The organism is Xanthobacter sp. NM-25 (assembly GCF_022138605.1).
GTDB lineage: Bacteria > Pseudomonadota > Alphaproteobacteria > Rhizobiales > Xanthobacteraceae > Xanthobacter.
In genome coordinates this window covers 66,857-84,930 of the sequence record NZ_JACBFS010000002.1, presented here as the reverse complement: position 1 = coordinate 84,930, position 18,074 = coordinate 66,857, and the positions used below count along the sequence as shown (strand labels likewise).

Annotated in this window: 12 protein-coding genes; 7 read left to right on the top strand and 5 right to left on the bottom strand. The window is 67.4% G+C overall.

Features of this window, described 5'->3' with window-relative positions; genetic code table 11:
* The first annotated feature begins 6 nt into the window (after nt 1-6).
* From MEU52_RS06155 to MEU52_RS06130, 6 genes are all read left to right on the top strand, one after another.
* Nucleotides 7-1,968 (top strand): ABCB family ABC transporter ATP-binding protein/permease, encoded by a 1,962-nt coding sequence (locus tag MEU52_RS06155; protein ID WP_238120825.1) that lies wholly within the window; start codon nt 7-9, stop codon nt 1,966-1,968.
* A 160-nt stretch (nt 1,969-2,128) separates the two neighbouring features.
* The gene (locus MEU52_RS06150) at nt 2,129-3,688 is read left to right on the top strand and encodes a Do family serine endopeptidase (RefSeq protein ID WP_238120826.1); all 1,560 of its coding nucleotides are present in this window, start codon (nt 2,129-2,131) and stop codon (nt 3,686-3,688) included.
* 329 nt (nt 3,689-4,017) lie between these two features.
* Nucleotides 4,018-4,734 carry a response regulator transcription factor gene (locus MEU52_RS06145; RefSeq protein WP_273546106.1) on the top strand — a complete coding sequence of 239 codons (717 nt, stop codon included), beginning with the start codon at nt 4,018-4,020 and terminating at the stop codon, nt 4,732-4,734.
* Between the two features lie 49 nt (nt 4,735-4,783).
* The gene (locus MEU52_RS06140) at nt 4,784-6,193 is read left to right on the top strand and encodes an ATP-binding protein (protein WP_273546140.1); all 1,410 of its coding nucleotides are present in this window, start codon (nt 4,784-4,786) and stop codon (nt 6,191-6,193) included.
* A gap of 181 nt (nt 6,194-6,374) precedes the next feature.
* Nucleotides 6,375-9,347 (top strand): bifunctional [glutamine synthetase] adenylyltransferase/[glutamine synthetase]-adenylyl-L-tyrosine phosphorylase, encoded by a 2,973-nt coding sequence (locus MEU52_RS06135; protein ID WP_238120828.1) that lies wholly within the window; start codon nt 6,375-6,377, stop codon nt 9,345-9,347.
* Between the two features lie 102 nt (nt 9,348-9,449).
* A complete protein-coding gene (locus MEU52_RS06130; protein ID WP_238120829.1) occupies nt 9,450-10,334 on the top strand; it encodes a universal stress protein in 885 nt (294 codons plus the stop codon).
* A 19-nt stretch (nt 10,335-10,353) separates the two neighbouring features.
* On the opposite strand, the gene MEU52_RS06125 is transcribed toward MEU52_RS06130, so the two are convergent.
* Both MEU52_RS06125 and MEU52_RS06120 read right to left on the bottom strand, forming a co-directional pair.
* Nucleotides 10,354-12,045, bottom strand: coding sequence for a serine hydrolase (locus MEU52_RS06125; RefSeq protein WP_238120830.1), 1,692 nt, complete (start codon nt 12,043-12,045; stop codon nt 10,354-10,356).
* Nucleotides 12,046-12,159: 114 nt separating this feature from the next.
* A complete protein-coding gene (locus tag MEU52_RS06120) occupies nt 12,160-14,469 on the bottom strand; it encodes a sensor histidine kinase (protein ID WP_238120831.1) in 2,310 nt (769 codons plus the stop codon).
* Nucleotides 14,470-14,864: 395 nt separating this feature from the next.
* Between MEU52_RS06120 and fae the strand changes: the two genes are divergently transcribed.
* Nucleotides 14,865-15,404, top strand: coding sequence for a formaldehyde-activating enzyme (fae, locus tag MEU52_RS06115; RefSeq protein ID WP_238120832.1), 540 nt, complete (start codon nt 14,865-14,867; stop codon nt 15,402-15,404).
* Between the two features lie 22 nt (nt 15,405-15,426).
* Here the strand turns inward: fae and MEU52_RS06110 are convergent, their stop codons facing one another.
* The 3 genes from MEU52_RS06110 to MEU52_RS06100 all read right to left on the bottom strand — a co-directional run bounded on the left by MEU52_RS06110 (nt 15,427) and on the right by MEU52_RS06100 (nt 17,645).
* A complete protein-coding gene (locus MEU52_RS06110) occupies nt 15,427-16,176 on the bottom strand; it encodes a nitroreductase (protein WP_238120833.1) in 750 nt (249 codons plus the stop codon).
* A 110-nt stretch (nt 16,177-16,286) separates the two neighbouring features.
* The gene (locus MEU52_RS06105) at nt 16,287-17,225 is read right to left on the bottom strand and encodes a LysR family transcriptional regulator (protein WP_238120834.1); all 939 of its coding nucleotides are present in this window, start codon (nt 17,223-17,225) and stop codon (nt 16,287-16,289) included.
* 129 nt (nt 17,226-17,354) lie between these two features.
* Entirely contained in the window at nt 17,355-17,645 is a 291-nt protein-coding gene (locus MEU52_RS06100; protein WP_238120835.1) for a hypothetical protein, read from the bottom strand.
* Nucleotides 17,646-18,074 lie beyond the last annotated feature (429 nt).

The window sequence follows — 18,074 nt, the reverse complement described above, 5'->3', positions numbered from 1 at the left end:
GGTTCAATGTTCTTTTCTTTCTTTGCCAAGGCCGCCAAAGACCCCTCCGCCGCCGGACCGCGGGATCGCTTCCTGGGGACGCTGGAAGCGCTGTGGCCCTATCTCTGGCCGCAGGATCGGGCCGACCTCAGGCTGCGGGTGGTGGTCACGCTGCTGCTGCTGTTCGGCTCGAAGGGCGCCACCATGGTGGTCCCCTTTGTGTTCAAATGGGCGACTGATGCCCTGACGGCGGAAGTCAACGGTACACCGACCCCCACCGGCTGGGCCTATATCCTCGGTGCGCCGGTGGCGCTGACGCTGGCCTATGGCATCGCGCGCATCGTCATGGCCGCCGTGACCCAGGTGCGCGACGGCATCTTCGCCAAGGTGGCCCTGCACGCGGTGCGCAAGCTCGCCATCCGCACCTTCCGTCACATGCATGAATTGTCGCTGCGCTTCCATCTGGAGCGTAAGACCGGTGGGCTGACACGGGTGCTCGAGCGCGCTCGCAACGGCATCGAAACCATCGTGCGGATGCTGGTACTGCAGCTGGCGCCCACCATCGTCGAATTGGCGATGGTGCTGGCGGTGCTGCTGTTTGCCTTCGACTGGCGCTATGTGGCGGTGCTGGTGGTGACGGTGGCGGCCTATGCGGTGTTCACCTATCGCGCCAGCGAGTGGCGTCTCAACATCCGCAAGGAGATGAACGACAGCGACACGGAGGCCAACACCAAGGCGGTGGACAGCCTTCTGAACTATGAGACGGTCAAGTATTTCAGCGCCGAGGCCTGGGAGAACGCCCGCTACGACCGGTCCATGGCCCGCTATGAGCAGGCGACGGTGCAGACTTTCACCTCCCTGGCCTGGCTCAACGCCGGCCAGGCCATCATCTATTCGCTGGGGCTCACGGCGGTCATGGTGCTGTGTGTGCTCGACATTCGGGCTGGCCGGCAGACCGTGGGCTCGTTCGTCATGATCAATGCCATGATGATCCAGCTTTATGTGCCGCTGAATTTCCTTGGTTTCATCTATCGCGAGATCAAGCAGGCGCTGCTCGACATCGAGACCATGTTCGCGGTGCTCGCCCGCGCGCCGGAGATCGTCGACAGGCCCGGCGCGCCGGATCTGGTGGTGTCCGGGGGCACCGTGCGGTTCGAGGACGTTCGGTTCGCCTACGAGCCGGGCCGCGAGATCCTCAAGGGGGTGTCGTTCGAGGTGCCGGCCGGGCGCACGGTGGCCATCGTCGGCGCCTCGGGCGCCGGCAAGTCCACCCTGTCGCGACTGCTGTTCCGCTTCTACGATGTCTCCTCCGGGCGCATCGTCATCGATGGCCAGGACATCCGGGATGTCAGCCAGGCGTCGCTGCGCCGGGCCATCGGCATGGTTCCGCAGGACACGGTGCTGTTCAACGACACCATCGCCTACAACATCCGCTACGGCCGCCAGGATGCCTCTGAGGACGAGGTTCGGGCCGCAGCGCGGATGGCGCGGATCGACGATTTCATCCAGGCCACCCCTAAGGGCTACAAGACCGAAGTGGGGGAGCGCGGATTGAAGCTCTCCGGTGGCGAGAAGCAGCGCGTCGCCATCGCCCGCACCTTGCTGAAGGCCCCACCGATCCTGGTGCTGGACGAGGCCACCTCGGCCCTGGACAGCCGCACGGAGAAGGACATTCAGGACGCGCTCGACCGTGTCTCCGAGGGGCGGACCACCCTGGTCATCGCCCATCGGCTGTCGACGGTCATCGGCGCCGACGAGATCCTGGTGATGGACGCCGGTCGGGTGGCGGAGCGGGGCAGCCATGCGGCGCTGCTCGCTCTCGGCGGGCTCTATGCGGGCCTCTGGCAGCGCCAGCAGGAAGCGGAGGCGGCAGCCGGTGCCGACACGGTGACGACCAAGGATGACGACGCCCCCGATGATCTCGCCCCGGGCCGGGTGGAAGACGAGATGGCGGGATTCAACGAGAATGCGTCCACCGCGCTCGGCTGAACGGTACGGGCGGCATCACGGCGCCGTGATCCACATTACGGAAAGGTAATCCCATAGCCAGGGAACTGTAAGGGAGCGCCCGTTAGCTTGCCTCTCGAACCTGCTGAACGGCTGAGCGCCGCCCAGCGGCAACCCGTTGGCAAGAGAGAGATACGAACGCATGACCCGCTCCAGCAACACCCCCTCCGTGACGAAGCGTCGCCGCCAGGCTCTGCTCGCCGGTGTGTTCGGCCTCGCCATCGCCGGCGTGGTGGCCGGCGAGCTCATCCCGGGGGCGGCAACGCCGGCGTTCGCGCAGATCACCACCAGCCAGCCGGCCGGCACCTTCTCGTTCGCGGACATCGTCGAGAAGGTCTCCCCCGCCGTGGTCTCGGTGAAGGTGAAGAAGGACGCCGGCGAGGCGGTGGCCATGGGCGAGGGCCCGGGCATGGGCGGCAACATTCCGCCCCAGATCGAGCAGTTCATGCGGCGCTTCGGCTTCGGTGATGGCCAGGGTCCGATGGGTCCCATGGGTCCGCGCGGCCAGCGGGGCGGTCCCCGCGGCGAGCGCCCGGTGGTGGGCCAGGGCTCCGGCTTCATCATCTCCGCCGACGGTTATGTGGTGACTAACAACCACGTGGTGGACGGCGCCGACGAGGTGGATGTGACCACCACCGACGGCAAGGAGCATGTGGCCAAGGTCATCGGCACCGATCCGCGCACCGACGTGGCGCTGCTGAAGATCACCGACGGAAAGGATCTGCCCTGGGTCAAGCTGGCCGACAGCGCGCCGCGGGTGGGTGACTGGGTCATCGCCGTGGGCAACCCGTTCGGTCTCGGCGGCACCGTGACCGCGGGCATCGTCTCGGCCCGGGGTCGCGACATCGGCTCGGGTCCCTATGACGACTTCATTCAGATCGACGCGCCCATCAACCGGGGCAACTCGGGCGGCCCGACCTTCTCGCTGAATGGCGAGGTGATCGGCATGAACACCGCCATCGTGTCGCCCTCTGGCGGCAACGTCGGCATCGCCTTCGCCATCCCGTCGGAGACGGTGAAGACGGTGGTGAACCAGCTGCGCGAGAATGGCTCGGTGGCCCGTGGCTATATCGGCGTCCAGATCCAGCCGGTGACCGAGGAACTCGCGTCCGGTCTGGGCATCAAGGAGGCCGAGGGCGCCCTGGTGGCCCAGGTTCAGCCGAACACCCCCGGTGCCAAGGCGGGCCTGAAGGCTGGCGACGTGGTGGTCAAGCTCAACAACGAGGCCATCAAGGATGCGCGTGACCTCACCCGCAAGGTGGGTATGCTCAAGCCCGGCACCGAGGTGCAGCTCGCCATCATCCGCGATGCCAAGCCCATGACCGTGAGCGTGAAGCTGGATCAGCTGCCCAACGACAAGGTGGCGCGTGCCGATCAGGGTGAGGACGATGCCGGTGGCATGGGCAAGGACCTGCCGCGGCTCGGTCTCCAGCTGGCCCCGGCCAAGAGCGTCGACGGTGCCGGCGGTGAGGGCGTGGTCGTCACCGGCGTGGACCCGAACGGTCCGGCCGCCGCCCGTGGCTTCCGCACCGGCGACGTGATCCTCAAGGTGGGCGACAAGAGCGTCACCACCCCGAAGGATGTCCGTGATGGCCTCGCCGCCGCCAAGGCTGAGAACCGCAAGGCGGTGCTGATCCAGGTGAAGAGCGAGCAGGGTGTCCGCTTCGTGGCCATCACCCTCGACTCCAAGGCCAAGGGCTGAAATCGGGCTGAGCCCTGCTGAAGTCTCCTGAACATGACGACGCGGGCTGCGGCCCGTGTCGCGCCCCTCGACCGGATCGCCGCCCCTGCGGTCCGGCCTACCGATCGGCGAGGCGCCCCGCCCCTTGCCCCCAGTCTCGCCGATCGGTCCTTTCCAGAGCCGAGGCCGACGACCCCGTCGCCCCCCAACGTCGCCTTGGCCTGCAGGCGCGGGAAGCTCCAGAGGCTTCCCGCGCCTTTCTTCTGTCCACGGCTTTCTGTCCCTGGCGCTTCCGCCGCGCGGCCACGGATCTGCAGCATGGACCTGCGGAACAGCTGAGCTAGAGTGAGATGAACGCGAATCTCAACCCGGACACCCTCACCGCCATGCGCCTCCTCCTTGTCGAGGACGACCGCGACGCCGCCGAATATCTCCGCAAGGCCTTTCGCGAGGCCGGCCACGTGGTGGACCATGCCGCCGACGGCGAGGCGGGGCTCGCGCTTGCGCTCGACGGCAAATACGACGTGCTGCTGGTGGACCGCATGTTGCCACTGCGCGATGGCCTCTCGCTGGTGGCGGAGTTGCGCGGGCGTGGTGACAATACGCCAGTGCTCATCCTCTCCGCCCTTGGCCAGGTGGATGACCGGGTGCAGGGCCTGCGGGCCGGGGGCGACGACTATCTGCCGAAGCCTTACGCCTTCACGGAGCTGTTGGCCCGCGTGGAAGCTCTGGCGCGGCGCGGCGGGCCGCAGGGCACGGACACCCTCTACAAGGTGGCGGATCTCGAGCTGGACCGCCTCGCCCACCGCGTGACGCGGGGCGGCAAGGAGATTCCGCTCCAGCCCCGCGAGTTCCGGCTGCTGGAATATCTCATGCGCCATGCCGGCCAGGTGGTGACCCGCACCATGCTGCTGGAAAATGTGTGGGACTATCACTTCGATCCGCAGACCAACGTGATCGACGTCCATGTGTCGCGCCTGCGCTCCAAGGTGGACAAGGGCTTCGAGGTGCCGCTCATCCACACCGTGCGTGGCGCGGGCTATATGGTGCGCGCGGGGCTCCGGTGATGGGTGCGCTGCGACTTCGCGCACACGGGCGGAGGCGGGCGTGAAGGCGCTGGCCTATCTTTCGCGGCTGGTGCGCACCACGGCCTTCAAGCTGCTGGCCGCCTATCTGGTGGTCTTTGCCGTCTTCGCCGTCTCGGTCATCGCATATACGGCCTGGCACACACGAGAGCTGATTCAGAACCAGGTCGCCGATGATCTCGAACGGGAGGTGCGGTTCCTCTCGGAGCAGTATCAGAGCGGGGGCATCCAGCGGCTCGTCTATGTGATCGACCGGCGCTCGCGCCGGCCCGGCTCCTCCATCTACATGCTCACCAATTTCCAGGGCGAGGTGCTGGCCGCCAATGTGGCGGACCTGTCCCTCGGGCTGCTGAACAAGCCCGGCACCCGCTTCGCCACCTACAATCGCCCGGATGACGCCGGCGCCAGCCGCAGCCATGTGGCCTTCGTGCAGGTGTTCATTCTGCCGGGCGGCTATCGCCTCTTGGTGGGGCGCGACATCGAGGAGCGCGACACCCTGCGCGATCTGGTCGCCCGGCCGGCTCAGGGGGCAGTGTTGCTGATCGTGGTGCTGGGGCTCGCCGGCGGCATCTTCGTGACCCGCCGTGTGCTGAAGCGCATCGATGCCATGACCGCCACCAGCGAGACCATCATGGCTGGCGATCTCTCGGGCCGGTTGGCGGTGGCGGGCACCGGAGACGAGTTCGATCGGCTGGCTCACTCCCTCAATGCCATGCTGGAGCGCATCGAGACCCTGATGCAGGGCTTGAAGGAGGTCTCGGACAATATCGCCCATGATCTGAAGACCCCGCTCACGCGCCTGCGCAACCGGGCCGAGGAGGCGTTGCGCACGGCGCACACCGAGGAGCAATGGCGGGCCGCGCTCGAAACCACCATCGAGGAAAGCGACGGCCTCATCCGCACCTTCGATGCCTTGCTGATGATCGCCCGCGCGGAGGCCGGGCAGGCCGGCGCCAGCATGAGCGAGGTCGATCTGGCCGATCTCACCACCGATGTCTGCGAGCTGTATGAGCCGCTGGCCGATGAACAGGGGCTCGACCTGATCGTTTCGGTGGAGCCGGTGCGCGTCCATGGCGTGCGCGAACTGATGGCCCAGGCGCTGTCCAATCTGCTGGACAACGCCATCAAGTATGGCCGTCCGCCGGAAGGCACCCGTGGGCGGATCTCGGTATCGCTGGCGCGGGACGGCACGGGCGCGGAGCTGCGCGTGGCTGATTGCGGGCCCGGCATTCCCGCCGCTGACCGCGAGCGGGTGGTGGAGCGCTTCGTTCGGCTCGAAGCCAGCCGCACCCGCCCGGGGTCCGGGTTGGGCCTCTCCCTGGTGGCGGCGGTGGCGCGGTTGCATGGCGGTATCTTGAGCTTCTCGGACAATGCGCCGGGTCTTGCCGCAACCCTGCGGCTGCCGGCTGTCCCCTCGCCAGAGGCGACGGCGCGCCGTTAACCCTGTCATCGAGTCGTCACAGTGCCGCTCCCGGGGTCACCGCGCCCGTGTCCGCGCCGCTTTTGCCCCATGCTTGCTGGCTCTAAGGTGGGCGGGTCGCGCCCGCGCTGCCGCGCGGGGGCGACGCTTGTGCCGTTTGGGGGGTTGCACATCTCGTCCCCCCGTGCCTTTAGGTCCATCCATGCGCGCGCCCCACGTTCCGGATTCGCCCGAAGGTTCACGCCTTGCCGCCCTGATGCGGGAAGCCCCAGTGCTCGTGGATGCCGAGGGCGCCCAGCTCAAGCTGAGTTTCGCCCTCGATCGTTTGGCGCCGGCGGAGCAGGAGGTCCTGGAACGGCTGTTCGCCGAAAAACCCCTGGCCCATCAGGTCTGCCTCGGTGTGGCGGAAGGCTCGCCCTTTCTGCTGGAGCTGATCCGTTCCGAACCCCAGCGTCTGCTGCGCATTCTCACCAGCGAGCCGGATCATCACTTGGAACGGCTGATCGCCGCGTGCGATGGCGTGGCGCATGCCGCGCCGGAGGAAGCCGAGGTGGCGCGCGCCCTGCGACGGATGCGTGCCGAGGCGGCGCTGCTGATCGCTTTGGCCGACATCGGCGGGGCCTTTGATCTGGTGGACGTGACGGCCGCGCTCAGTGACGTCGCCGACGCTGCCGTGCGTGGGGCCCTGGACTTCCTTCTGCTGGATGCCGCGCGGGCGGGGAAGCTGCTGCCACCCGATGGGGCCAATCCCAGCCTGGGCTGCGGGCTCGCGGTGATCGCCATGGGCAAGCACGGCGCGCGGGAGCTCAACTATTCGAGCGACATCGATCTCATCGTCATCTACGACCGCGACCTCGCACCGCTGGCGGATGGCGTGGAGGCGAGCCCGTTCTTCGTGAAAATCACCAAGGGGCTGGTGCGGCTGCTGCAGGAGCGGACGGTCGACGGCTATGTTCTGCGGGTGGATCTGCGGCTGCGGCCCGATCCCGGCTCCACCCAGGTTGCCCTCTCCATCAATGCCGCACTCGACTATTACGAGCGCGAGGGCGCCACCTGGGAGCGGGCCGCCTACATCAAGGCCCGGCCGGTGGCGGGTGATCTGGAGGTGGGACGCGGCTATCTGGCCGATCTCGCGCCATTCGTGTGGCGCCGGGTGCTCGACTTCCAGGCCATCGCTGACGTGCACGCCATGAAGCGCGAGATTCATGCGTTCCGCGGCCATGACGTGGTGGCGGTGGAAGGTCACAATGTGAAGCTTGGTCGTGGCGGTATCCGCGAGATCGAGTTTTTCGTCCAGACCCAGCAGCTCATCGCCGGCGGCCGGGATCCCTTGCTGCGGACCTCGCGCACGCTCGATGCGCTGGAGGCCCTCACGGTTCACCGCTGGATCGCTCCCAAGGTGCGTGACGAGCTCACCGAGGCCTATCTGTTCCTGCGGCGGGTCGAGCACCGGATCCAGATGGTGGCGGATGCCCAGACCCACGAGCTGCCGGAGAGCCGCGCGGCCGTGGAGGCCTTTGCTCACTTCATGGGCTATGCCGATCGCGATGCCTTCGCGGCCGCCCTGGTGGAGCGCCTGCAGCGGGTGCAGGGGCATTATGCCCAGCTGTTCGAGGATGCCCCGCCGCCGGCCGTGCTCGATGCCGACCTCGTCTTTCCGGAAGCGGAGAACGACCGCCAGACCCTGGCGGCTCTGGCGCGCCTCGGCTTTCGCGAGGCGCCGGCGGCAAGCGGCATCGTGCGCGGCTGGATGGCCGGTGGGCCGCGCGCACTAAAGACCCAATCTGCCCGTCAGCATCTCGCCCGCATCGTTCCGCTGCTGCTGGAATCCCTCGCCCGCGGGGGCGATCCCGATGGCGCGCTGATTGCCGCGGACCGCTTCCTGACCGAGCTGCCTGGGCCCCACCTTCTGGCCGCTCTCGACCGACATCCGGATCTGGTGCGCCTGCTGGCGACCATCCTCACCGCGGCGCCCCGGCTTGGCGAGACCCTGGCGCGTCGACCATCCCTGACCGATGCTCTGCTGGATCCGGCCTTCTTCGACGTGCTGCCCGATGAGGAGAGCCTGGAGACGCTGCTCAATCACCTCCTGGACACGGCCGAGACCGAGGAGGAGCAGTTCGATCGCGCGCGGCGCTTCCGCCAGGAGCAGCATGTGTTGATCGGCGTGCGGATCGCCTCGGGGACCCTGGCGGCGGCGCGCGCCGGCGAGGCTTATGCGCGGCTGGCGGAAGTCATCATCCGCGCCCTGCATTGGCGGGTGTGGCAGCGCTTCGTGGAGGCCCACGGCACCATTGCCGGCGCCCGCACCGCGGTGCTGGCCATGGGCAAGCTCGGCGGGCGCGAGATGACGGCAGGCTCCGATCTCGATCTGATCGTGCTCTACGATCACGATGCCGATGTGGACCCCACCTCCGATGGCCCCCGTCCCCTGCAGGGCGCGCAGTATTTCGCGCGCTTCACCCAGCGGCTGGTGACGGCGCTCACCTCCCTGACCAATGCCGGCAAGCTCTACGACGTGGACCTGCGGCTGCGGCCCTCCGGCCGCTCTGGGCCCCTCGCCACCCGCCTGACCACCTTTGCGGTCTATCAACGCGAAGATGCCTGGACCTGGGAGCACATGGCACTGACCCGCGCGCGGGTGATCGCGGCGGACAGCGACTTCCAGGCCCGGGTGCAGGAGGTGATCTGCGCCGTCATGCGCCAGCCGCGCGATCGGCGGCGCCTCGCCCGGGACATCCTCGACATGCGTGTCGCCATCGCTGCCGAGAAGGGCGAGGACGACAAATGGAACCTCAAGCACGCGGCCGGTGGCCAGGTGGATGTGGAATTCCTGGCCCAATATCTGGTCCTCGCCCACGGGCATGATCATGAAGGAATCGTCGACACCGCTACCGCGCGGGTGCTGGCGGCCGCCGAGCGTCTGCACCTGTTGGAGGCGGAGGACGCGCAGGTTCTCATCCGCGCCTGCCGGCTCTACCAGGACCTGACCCAGGTGCTGCGCCTGGCCGTGGATGCACACATCGTTCCCTCGGATGCGAGCCCGGCATTGCGGGCCTTGCTGGCGCGGGCCGGCGAGATGCCGGATTTCGGCACAATGGAAGCCTATCTGGTGGATACGCAGGCCAAGGTGCGCGCCATCTTCCAGCGGGTCCTTGAAGACGCTGCGGCGTAATGCGCCGCTGGCGCGTCCTTCGGTCCACTGGCGGTCGAGGCCATTCCGTTGCGGAATGAGGGCTGCCGGGCCATGCACAACATGAGGGAGGACCGTTCCGTTATGACCGTTGTTCCGTCGTCACCGCCCCAACGGGTGCTTCTCGCCACGGATCTCGGCCCACGCTGCGATCGCGCGTTGGATCGCGCGGTGGCCTTGGCGGACCAGTGGGGGGCGGAGCTGATCGCGGTGCACGCGCTCGAGGAGAACGACGTTCCCGCCATTGCTGAGGCTGAGCAGGATCTGCCGTCCTGGCGCCGCGGCCCGCGCCCGCTGGAGTTGGCACAGGCGGCCCTCAATCGCGCCTTGGAAGGCGTGTCGCGGCCGGTCACCACCGTGGTGGAGGAGGGGGAAGCGTCGGAGGTGATCCTTGCCGCCGCGCAGCGCAAGGCGTGCGACGTGATCGTGATCGCCGTGGCGCGTGACGAGCCCCTGGGGCGCTTCTTCATCGGCTCCACGGTGGATCGGGTGCTGCGCAATGCGCGGGTGCCGGTGCTGGTGGTGCGGCAGCGGCCGCGGCATGCCTATGGCAGCATCGTCGTCGGGGTCGACCTTTCGCCCGCGTCGCGGGTGGCCCTGGGTGTCGCCGGCACCTTCTTCCCCGGTGTGGGCTATCGCGTGCTGCATGCCTATGAGCCGCCGCTCGGCGGTATGCTGACCGATCCGACCGACTATCGGGATGCCTATGGCAAGGTGGTGACCAACGATGTCCTCGCCTTCCTGAAGGAGGCGGGCGCGACCGGGCCACAGCTTCTGGATGTGCTGGTGGAACGCGGCGCACCGGCTCAGCTGATCCAGCAATATGTCAGCGCCTTCAGCGCCGATCTGGTGGTGCTCGGCACCCAGGGCAAGGGCCCGCTTCTGGAGCTGCTGGTGGGCAGCACCGCCAAGTCGGTGCTGGATGGCTTGAGCTGCGATGCGCTGGTGGTGCCTGCTGCCGAGGGCTGAGGCCCGGCAGCGGCGCGCCTCATTTGCGTGATCGCGTGAAGGTTCCAAGCCCGTTCTCGTTGAGGAACTCGACAGTCATGGCGCTGGCGCGCGATCCCTTGCGCGTGAACGTCACCTGCGACACCGAGCCGGCCGGGGCGCTTTCCCCCGCGGGAACGAAGGTGAAGACGTCCCCGCTCCAGTGCGCCAGCGGATATTGCATGGGCTTGGGGCCCACGGTCAGCACCAACCCGCCATTCTTGAGAGTCACAGACGCGGGTCCGAAATAGCCGTTGGCGTACGTGCCTGTATAGGTCGTGAGCGGCCGCGCCGGCGTGGCGGTTGCCGGCTCCACATGGCCCGCAAGCGCGCCGAGGGGCTGGTACATGGGCGCCATCAGGCCGTTGTAGGCGGCATACCAGTCACGGGTCAGGGTGCCGAACTCCACCATGTCCATGAACTGCATGGCCAGCGCCTCCGCCGCACCCACGGGCTGGGCATTGGTGAGCACGGCAATGGCGATGTTGGCCGAGGGCAGCATCATGAAGGTGGTGCCGGCGCCCAAGAGGAACGCGCCGGAGTGCGAGAGCATCACCCGTGCGGCGGGGGTGACGGACACCCCAAAGCCGTGTCCGTAAAAGCTCGGGCGCGCGGTGGGTGTGGCTGAGGGCGCCGAGATGATCTGGGCGGTGATGGCCGGCAAGAGCGCCGACGCGGGCGCGATCTCATGTCCGTCCACGGTGCCATTGCCGAGCACGAAGGCGAGCCAGCGGCCCATGTCCCGCGCCGACGACGAGACGCCGCCAGCCGGACTCTGCGCATCCGGCTGCCGCTGGTACTTGGCAACGAACACCTCCTTCTCACGCACATGCGGCACCGCGCGGTTGGCGCGAGCCATGAAGTCGCTGAAGCGGGAGGAGGTGGCGGTCATGCCGAGCGGCCTGTAGAGCGCCTCCTCGGACAAGGTCGCCCAGTCCTTATGGGCCGCTGCGGCCACGGCTTCGGCGCCCGCCGTCAGGCCGAAATTGGTGTAGGCATAGGAGATGCGGAAGGGGGACAGGGGCAGCTCCCGTAGCCGCTTCAGAATCTGCCGCTGGTCGAAGCCGAGGTCCTCCAGGATGTCTCCCGCGTGATCCGGCAGGCCGGAGCGATGGGTGTAAAGGTCGGCGATGGTGACGTGCCGGGTCACCCAAGGATCCTTCAAGGCGAACCAGGGCAAGTGTTTCGTGACCGGCGTATCCCAGCCCACCACGCCCGCGCCGACTTCATGGGCGACGACGCTGGCGCCGATGGCCTTGGAGAGGGATGCCAGCTGGAACACGGTGTCGCCGTCAACGGCCCCTTCGACCCCGACCTCGCGGACCCCGAACCCCTTGAGGTAGATGGTCTTGCCATCGCGAACCACCACCACGGCCATGCCGGGAATGCCGGACCGCTTCATGAGGCCGTTGGCGAAATCATCCAGCTTGGCGACGGCCGCGTCGATCTGGCCTTTGGCAATCGGCAGCGCGATGGTTTCCGGTGGCGGCACTTTTGGGTCGAACGGCTTGGCGCCTTCCGCAGCGGTGGCTCCGCCCGCGCCGGCCAGCATCAGGGAGATCACGAGGGATGCCGAAAGGGCGGCCGCGCACAGCGTTTCGCGGGTGCGCGCGATGGGCCGGGCAAGCGGCAGGCGGAACAGCGCGAAGCGGCCGCATCCGGACCGTTGCGGGCGGGGGAATGTCTCGATCATGGAATCCTGCCAGGCCTCTGGAGAGGGAGCGCGGGGCGCGGGGGCACGGCTGGCAGGGAAGCTGCGTCGCGGCGGGGCGTCAAGGGCTGCCGCGACGCAGGTGCCGTATTCGGCTCACATGACGGCGGCGAGCTTGGGTGTCTCGTTGGAATTGGCCGCGCGCCCGTCCACCGGCAGCCGCACGATCACGGAGGTGCCCATGCCTTCCGTGGAACGGATGCGCATGGCGCCTCCGTGCAGCTCCACCAGCGACTTGGCGATGGCGAGGCCGAGGCCGGACCCCTTGTGGGTCTTGGTGAACTGACTTTCCACCTGCTCGAACGGCCGGCCGATCCGCGCCAGCGCGTCCTTGGCGATGCCGATGCCGGTATCCTCGATGGCGATCACCGCCGCAGTGCCGTTGACGCGTGCCTTCACCGAGATCCGACCGTTCTCGGGAGTGAATTTCACCGCGTTGGACAGAAGATTGAGGAGGATCTGCTTCAAGGCCCGACGGTCCCCCTTGATGGCGAGGTTTTCGCCGGCGGTGACGGTCATCTTGATGCCCTTCTCGTCGCCGTTGACGGCGGTCACCCGCATGGCATCGGCGATGATCTCGTCGAGGGCGACCTCCTCCACCTCCAGCTGCATGCGCCCCGCCTCGATCTTCGACATGTCGAGGATGTCGTTGATGACGTCGAGCAGGTAGGTGCCGGAGCCTTTGATATCGGAACAATATTCCGCGTACTTGGGCGAGCCGAGCGGGCCGAACATGCCGCTTTCCATGATCTCGGAAAAGCCGATGATGGCGTTGAGCGGGGTGCGCAGCTCGTGGCTCATATTGGCCAGGAACTCGCTCTTGGCGCGGTTGGCGCCTTCCGCCTTGTTGCGCTCTTCCGAGTATTTCTCTGCCAGTTCCGCCAGCTGCTGGGCCTGATGCTCCAGGGTCTGCTGCGATTTCCGCAGGTCCGCGACGAGCGCCATGAGGCGTTTCTCGTTATCCATGAGGCGCTCCTCATGGCGCTTCATGGTGGTGATGTCGGTGCCCACCGAGACGTAGCCGCCGTCCTTGGTGCGGCGCTCGGCGATCTTCAGCCAGCGGCCGTTGGAGAGCTGGGCCTCGAAGGCGCGGGAGCCTTCCTCCGGCCGGTCTTCCGGCTTGAGCGGCGTGCGGGTCACGGGGTGGCGGCCGACCGAGGCGATGGTCTCGAAGGGGGTGCCGGCGTGGATGGCCTCATCGGGCAGCTCATGCAGGCTCTGGAACTTGGAATTGCACAGCACCAGCTTGTTCTGGCTGTCCCACAGCACGAAGGATTCCGAGATGCTCTCGATGGCGTCCCGCAGGCGCATGTCGGCGGTCACGGTCCGCTCGGCCATGTGCTGGGTCTCGGTCACGTCCATGGCGATGCCGATCAGGTGAGGACCATCCTCGCCCGCCTGCTGAACCACTTCGGCGCGCATGCGCAGCCACACATAGTCGCCCTTGGAGGTGCGCATGCGGAACACGCGATCCACCGACGCCCCGGGCCGGTCCGCCAGCTCCTGCGCGAGCTCGTAGAGGTCGCCGTCGTCCGGGTGGACCAGCTTGGTGATCTCGCCGAAGGAGATCAGCTCATCCTTGCGCTCCAGGCCGAGGATCTCGAACATGGTGTCGGACCAGTACATGCGCCCGCGCGCCATGTCCCAATCCCACATGCCGCAGCGGCCACGGTTGAGCGCGGTGTCGATGCGGCGGCGCACCGTGTCGTAGATATGGTCCGCCTCGCGGGCGCGGGTGGCCTGCCAGTGGAAGGAAAAGCCGAGGATCAGCAGCACCGCGCCAGTGGTGGTGAACAAGGTCACCGTGAGGGTCGTCGTGTCCGCCCACGCGGCGAGGGCGCGGTCGAGGGGCTGGACATAGACGATCTGGCCCAAGGGCGACTTGAGATTGCGGATGGTGGCCAGTGCGGTGTCGCCATCGACGGGGACTTCGAGCACGCCGGCCTGCTCGGCGAAGATGGCGAGGGGCTGGGCGGGGTCGATCAGATCGGCCAGGGTCGCGGGGGTGCGCGCCAACTGCGGCGCGGTGGCGACGATGCGCCCGGTGCTGTCGGTGACATAGACCCGGCGGCCGGACTCGGTGGCGCGCGGCGGCAGGCTGTCGGCGAGCGCCGAGGCGATGGAGGTCGACCCGGCGCGCTGCGCCAGCCCCTCGGCCGTGGCGAGGGCCAGCAGGGAGAGATCGTCCTTGGCATTCTCGAGGACGTTGAGCCGATGGCTATGCACCTGCACCACCGCACCCGCTCCTATCACCACCAGAAAAGTGATGATGAGGGCAGGGACGATCCGCCGGAGGACCGGCTCAGCATCGAGCAGGCGCTGGTAGGCAGGGCGCGCAATCGACCGTGCCAGACCTCGAATGGCTTGGTCGCGCGCGCCGACGCTCGCAGCGTTGGCGCGTGCCATCGCCGGTCTCCTTCGGGTCTCTCGGAAGCCTTGAGCGGCCTAAGCTCGCAGCTTCCACGTCCTAGATCTGGAGGGACGTGCCGCATCTCTCCGAATCGTCTCCATTGGAATCGAATCGCGGGTGATTTGTCCAGGCTTGGCGGGTGTCAAGGGCGGAAAAATCACGCTCCATTGCGGGCTGAATTGCGTGAGCGGAGTCGCTCGCGGGCCGAATGACCCTCTCGCGTGCAATTGGGGAAAATGGGGACAACTTTTCATGCCGGCCAGCGCGCCGATCACAGCGGGACGTGTTGGCGCATGGACGGGGCGGGGCGAGGCTGCTTGTGTGCGGCGTCGGGCAGCGGCGGACGTTAACGCCGTCGTATGAAACCCGAATGTCGTGGGAAGGACGCGCAATGACGGACATCTGGTTCAAGACGGGTGAGGCAACGGTTCTGGCGCGGGACGGGCAAGCCACCGATGCCATGCCGGAAGTGCTGATCGGCTCGGTGCGGGGCCCGGTGGGCCAGGCCTTCGCCAGCATGATGGGGCAGGTGGAAGGGCATACGCGCATGTTCGTGGTGCGCGACCTGAACCAGCAGGTGCGGCCGGCCACCATGATGACCACCAAGGCCACCATCCGCTCGGCCGAATATGTGGAGCTGCTGGGGGGCGTGGTTCAGGCGGCCATGGGCGATGCCATCGTCGACTGTGTCAGCAACGGGATCCTGCCGAAGGACGAGGTCGACGAGCTGTGCATGATCATCATGGTGTGGCTCGATCCGCGCTGCGCCGAGGATCCCGATCTCGACCGGGCGGATCTCTATCGGACCAATTACGAGGCGACCAAGCTCGCTATCACCCGCGCGATGACCGGCAAGCCGAGCATCGACGAGCTGATCGCCAACCGCAAGACCATCAAGCACTATGCCTTGGAAGGTGTGGTCGACTACTGACGCCGCGGCGCGGGTGGCGCCCTCAGGTGGCCGGCAGGTCCGGCACCAGGTGCTCCACCCGCCGCACAAAGGCGGAGAGCGGCTCGCGGACGGTCGCAAAACGATTTTCAGGTGCATTCGGATCGGCATGGCCAAGGGCCATGCCGCACACCAGCATCTGCTCGTCGGGGATGGCGAGCCGGTGGGCGATGATCGAGGCGTGGTGGATGAACGCCGCCTGGGGGCAGGTATCCAGCCCGAACGCGCGGGCGGCGACCATGATGTTCTCCAGGAACATTCCATAATCGAGCCAGGAGCCCAGCTCCAGATCCCGGTCGATGGTGAAGATCAGCCCCACGGGGGCGTCGAAGAAGCAGAAGTTGCGCGCGTGCTGCGCGCTCATGCGCTCGGCATCCGAGCGCCCGATGTTGAGCGCGCCATAGAGGTCCCACCCCACCTTCCGGCGCCGGGACAGATAGGGCTCCCGCCACTGCTTGGGATAATAGGCATAGGCGGGCTGCTCGCTTTCGCCGGCCCGGGCGCGGGCCACCAGTTCCTGCGAGAGCGCGGCGAGTGGCGCGCCGGTGAGCACCCAGACCTGCCAGGGCTGCATATTCGTGCCGCTGGGTGCGCGGGCCGCGATCTCCAGAATCCGGTCGATGGTCTCCGGAGCAACCGCCGTCGGCAGGAAGGCGCGCACGGCGCGGCGTGAGCCGATGGCGTCGAGGGCGGACATAGGCGCGGCGCGAGATGTGGGCGGAGCGGGGGTGAAATCGGTGCAGCGCTGATCCATGGGCGTCCTCCTCGTTCTCGCGCGCCGGCTGCCGGGCAGGCCGGGGCGGCACGTTCCTTTGCGGTGGTGCGCCCAAGCATAGCGATCGCGGAGGCCCTTGCCAGGGTGGTTTAGGCGGCGGAGCTGGAAACCACCGCCGGCGCAGGGCGCTCCGTGCGGAACCAGCGGCCGAAGGCGTCGGCCAGGAAGTCCAGGAACACCCGCACCTTGAGGTCGAGTGTCGCCCGCGCGGGAAAGAGCGCCACCGTTTCCAGCGGTTCACGCCGTTCCCATTGCGGCAGCACCACTTCCAGCTCGCCGATGTCGATGCGCCGGCGGCTGAAGCAGCGGGAGAGCAGCGTGATGCCCCCGCCGCTGATGGCGTGGCGCGCCGCCAGAAGCGGGTCGTTGGTCACGAGGCTGGGCTCGATGCGCAGCTCCACCCCGCCTTCGGGGCCTTCCAGCGCCCAGATATTCTGACCGGGATCGGAGCGCACGTCGATCAAGGCGTGCTGCAGCAGGTCTCGCGGGTGCTCGGGCCGTCCGGCCTGGTCCAGATAGGCCGGGCTCGCCAGCAGGTGCAGGGGAGAAAGGCCCAGCCGCCGGACGTGATAGCTGGAATCGCGCACCGGCCCCTGACGGATGGCCAGATCGAAGCCGTGCTCCACCAGGTCGAGGGGGTGGTTGTCCAGCGTGATGTTGAGCTGCACCTTGGGATAGCGGGCGCGAAACGCCGCCAGTTCCGGTTCCACCACCAGTACGCCGGTGCCGTGGGTCATGAGCACCCTGAGGACCCCCTCGGGCTCTTGGGTGAGGGCACGCACCTGCGCATCAGCCTGATCCAGGAGTGCGACCGCACTCACGCAGCGCTGGTAATAGGCCTGTCCGGCATCGGAGGGCCACACGCGCCGTGTGGTCCGGTGCAACAGCTGCACCCCCAGCCGTTCTTCCAGCGCCTTCACCTTGCGGCTCACCGATGTGGCGGGCAAGCCGAGCTGCTGGGCCGCGCCGTGAAAGCTGCCGCGCTCCACGACGCGCACAAAGACTTCCACATCATCAAAGCGGGCCATGGCGTCCTCCTGTGGGTGTCGAGGGCGGCGCGATGGGGCCCTCGACGCGCCAACCGGGGCGCCCGTTCTCGCGGGCACTCCGGTTGGACCTTCGCAGCTTAGATAGGCGAGGAAACGGCGTCTGCCAGATCAGTTGGTGCCGAGGCCGCGGTCGCCCTGCTCCATGAAGCGCTGATCGGCGGTCTTGGCCGCATCGTGGCTGAAGATGGCCTCGACATTCTGCATGCGGCTGCTGGCGGGCGTGGCATAGCCGAGGGCACCAGGGGCCGCAGCCTTGTTCTGCTGTGCTTCCAGCCAGGACTGCTCGGCCACTTTGTAGGCTTCCAGATTGCCGTTTGTCACGGTGTCGTCGGCCCGGGCGATGCCGGCCAGCGAGAGCGAAGCGGCAAGGGCGAGAGCGGTATAAGTCAGAGTACGCATTGGTGTTTCTCCCAATCGGTGCGGCGTCATTGGCCGCGTTTGGTGACGGGGAGATAGGCCTGGAGTGCCTGCGGGATAATAGCGCCAGAACGAATGAGTTTATGCCATTTTGCGCAGCAATTGGCCTTATACGTAGCGATTTCCATCGATGTTCTCGCACTGCGCAAAATGCTTTATAAAATTGAAATATAATGATTATTTCGCGACCCTTCTAGGGTCGGTCGGCCCGCCGCGGGAGGCTTGTCCGCGCCGGGCGTGCCGGCGGTGAAGCGGCTGGCACGCTGCGGTGATCACGTCTTCTTCAACGTGGCGGCGGTAGGCGAAGACGGGCAGGCCGTGGCGCGGCTCGTAAACGCCGATCGGGGCGCACGGTTTTCACCGTGCGCCCCGATCGGGTCAAGGAAATGGAGTCATGGAGCGGCAGGCAGT